This is a genomic window from Streptococcus sp. Marseille-Q8145, from assembly GCF_965112035.1.
Genome location: NZ_CBCOPQ010000009.1, coordinates 1 through 3143 on the forward strand (window position 1 = coordinate 1; position 3143 = coordinate 3143).

3 protein-coding genes and 1 pseudogene are annotated in these 3143 nt (G+C 34.9%); all 4 read right to left on the reverse strand.

Features of this window, described 5'->3' with window-relative positions; all coding sequences use genetic code 11:
- Positions 1 to 36 precede the first annotated feature (36 nt).
- The gene (locus ACWPVL_RS11610; RefSeq protein ID WP_015604304.1) at positions 37 to 498 is read right to left on the reverse strand and encodes a DUF5085 family protein; all 462 of its coding nucleotides are present in this window, start codon (positions 496 to 498) and stop codon (positions 37 to 39) included.
- Positions 498 to 947 carry a hypothetical protein gene (locus ACWPVL_RS11615; RefSeq protein ID WP_454389166.1) on the reverse strand — a complete coding sequence of 150 codons (450 nt, stop codon included), beginning with the start codon at positions 945 to 947 and terminating at the stop codon, positions 498 to 500. The genes ACWPVL_RS11610 and ACWPVL_RS11615 overlap by 1 nt, the downstream gene beginning before the upstream one ends.
- Positions 948 to 1928 carry a hypothetical protein gene (locus ACWPVL_RS11620; RefSeq protein ID WP_454389168.1) on the reverse strand — a complete coding sequence of 327 codons (981 nt, stop codon included), beginning with the start codon at positions 1926 to 1928 and terminating at the stop codon, positions 948 to 950. It lies immediately after the preceding gene.
- Positions 1928 to 3143, reverse strand: a pseudogene (locus ACWPVL_RS11625) (hypothetical protein); the annotation flags it as partial. The gene ACWPVL_RS11620 and the pseudogene ACWPVL_RS11625, both read right to left, overlap by 1 nt.

Genomic DNA, 3143 nt, shown 5'->3' on the forward strand with positions numbered 1-3143 from the left:
CTTTTATAATAAGCAATTCAACACCGGCCAGTTGTTCTATGAGTCTTCTTTTTTAAAATAGCCAACAAATAATTCTATATATTGCAATTCACCTTGTGAAATAATATGGTAGAAAGGCGTTGCTATGTCTAAATTATTTTCTTCCAACGTCAGGATTAACTTAGCAAATCCTATCTCTGTCAATTCAGCAAAATTTCCTTGAATAACAGTTTTCAATAAGTTGTCAACCTCAAAATATGTTGAAAATTCATATCCTTCTAATTGGAAATAATCATTCCAGATAGGTACGAATAATTCAAGATCAACTATTTCATTGAGTGGAACATTGTTTAAACTATAAAAAAATGGACCTTTCACTTGATAGCCTGACTCTATAATGCCTGAAATAAAATTTTCTAAATTTTTATCCATTTCATTGTAGTGAAAAGATACTTTTTTTCTAACTACGTTTTGGAAAGCTATTTTTTCAACTTTTACAACATCTATGGGCAATCTCATTACACTTTCTCAACCTCACAATACAAGTCTACAACATAGTCACCATAAAGGTCCAAAACAACATGAAAAATATTTACCAATCTATATCCTTCTTTCGAAATTTCTCTTTCAATCTCCTCGTAAGGAATAGCTTCTTCTTGATCATAATGACGATAATAAAAGTCGGTTATTGAATTTAAAGATTTCTGAAAGAAAATACCCGAGGTATTTTCTTTCACTTGCTCAAGTTTATTACCTAATGTTGTAAAAACCAAAATATCTTGAATGTCGTCTGATGGTAAATATGTAAAGTAGGTAGGACCATCAAAATATAGGTCATCTCCCATCATTAAACGCTTAAATCCCTCTGAAGCTTCCTTTAACTGACTGTAGAAAGAGGACTCCGACTCAATGGTAAGTTCAAATCCAATCGCATTTTTTAAGCTTAATTGCCTTCTTTTAAATTTCATTTATTTTCCTCGTTTCATCTTTTTGACCTGATAATAAATAAAACTAATAGCGGTATCCAAAAGAATTGAATAACCAAAAATTCTTATTGTCCATATAAGCCAAATCGGGCTATTTTCAGCATCTATATTCAATAAATGCAAACAAGCAATAATGGCAAGAAATAGAATAACCTCTGTAATCAAACGGGGTTTAGTCTTTTTGAAATCTAAAGTTTTTAAAAAACTCTGATTATATAATTCTTCTGGTACTTCTTCCCAGTAAGTCTTATCTTTCGCTCTCAACTTAAGTAAATATCCAACTTCGACAATGAGTCTCGAGAAAGCTGATATAAACACTATATTACCCAAAATACCTAATATTTGCTTGGAATAGCCGGATATCCAACCAACCATTACTCCCCCCAGCAAGGTAGCTCCTAGAATTATCCAGATAGAGGGTTTACTATAGACACTCAAAGCAGCAACATAGTTAGCATTAGTCCGTTGTTCGGAAAAGCCTGTTTCTAATTGTTTCTTTAACCATCTTACATTATAAAGTATTAAACCCAAAAAGAGAAGCAGAGAACTAAGCCCGAAAATAATGGTATATATAAAAGAATTTCTCAATAAATTATTAGTGAGTACAACAATAACATAATCTGTTAAAACTAATGACAGAAGTAATCCATTAATCATTGCAAAAAGCATGGCTGTGCCAAAAAATTGATGCCTATAAATCAATTTTTGATTGAAAGAAATAACTTGACATATCAGCATAAAAAGAAGGCATGCAAAAAGAAATAGGAATATAACATTAGAAAAGGGATTCAATTTGAGTTGATTTTTTATAAAAAAATATACATGTGACAAGGCAATACTTAAGACAAATATACCAGACCAAGCCAAGCCAAGCATCCCAACGGAAGCGCGTGTCGCGCCTAATCCTTGAAAATAGTCCTTGTTTAATTCTTCTGGTCCTAAATCTCTATTTTTTTCACTCATTAGTTGCCTCCAAAGAACTTAGCAATAGCATCACCTGCTCCCTTAGCAAATGACTGGGCATGCTGAACTATACTCTTTCCAGTACCATTAAATTCAGAATTAATTATCGCATTAACTGCCATGCCAGATAAAGCACCAACAGCAGTTCCCAAAGGCGGTAAAAAGAAAGAACCGATAGCTGCTCCAGCAGCAGTTGCAGCCGCTCCAGCACCAATAGAAACTGTCGCATCAATGGCTGCATTGCGTAGTTCACGACCTTGAATACCATCTCTGAAATCAATGTTATTTGCAGCGCTTTCCCACAAAGTCAATGCAGTTCCAGCTATACCCAGGCCTTTACCAACTTTAGTAAGATTCGAAGCATTCTTCCATGTGCTAGGTTTAAAATCAGTCACCACACTTTTGATAGAGTTCGTAAATCCTGACTTAGCTGCGTTGCCTATTGCTTTAAAATTAAGACCACCTCCTGGTTTAAAAGCATAATTTATACCAGCCAAATCAATGTCCAACGCTTTCTCAAAGGTTCTCCCTGGAGCTGTGACTTGTCTTCCACCTCCTCCTTGATTAAATACAACCTTATCAAGAGCACGATAATTGCCTGTACTTGTTACAAACTCTAACTGAGCCCCTTTCTTATTAAAGTATTTTTTGAAATTTTTAATAAATTCAGGAATCACTTCCCCATCCTTAATAGGAATCGCAAAACCTTGGGCATCTTTCACAATTTCCATGCCGTTTAGGTACATCTTCCCTTTTAAGAAAGTAATTGAAGTCGAAACCCCTTCGTTTCCATCTTTAACCTTGTTAACTAAGTTATTCCATTCTTCAACAGAAATCCCTAAAAACTCTGCAGCCTTCTTTGCATCAGACTCCTGACTTCCTTTTCTCTTTCCTAAATCTTTATTAATAGTCTTAGAAATTAACCCTAACAGTTCTACTGGTGTTGTGCCATCTGCTTTGGAGGAGATTTTCTTAACTGCCTTTAAGTAATCTTGGCTATTGTAGAACGCCTTGGCTTCTGCATCAGTAAATGAAAGACCTGCCATAGTAGAAAGACTTTCTAAAGTTTGAGTTTGCGACTGCAGTACCTTGCTATACTCATCTCCTCGCTTCCAACCATTGAAGCTAGCCATATTCGTCTTGGTATCTGTTAAAATCTTCTTACCTTCTGACAAAGGGGTCGTAATTGTACTAGCATCTGGATTTGTCAGACTG

Coding starts and splice junctions, on each gene's coding strand:
- ACWPVL_RS11610 (WP_015604304.1), bottom strand. CDS start 498: ATGAGATTGCCCATAGATGTTGTAAAAGTTGAAAAAATAGCTTTCCAA.
- ACWPVL_RS11615 (WP_454389166.1), bottom strand. CDS start 947: ATGAAATTTAAAAGAAGGCAATTAAGCTTAAAAAATGCGATTGGATTT.
- ACWPVL_RS11620 (WP_454389168.1), bottom strand. CDS start 1,928: ATGAGTGAAAAAAATAGAGATTTAGGACCAGAAGAATTAAACAAGGAC.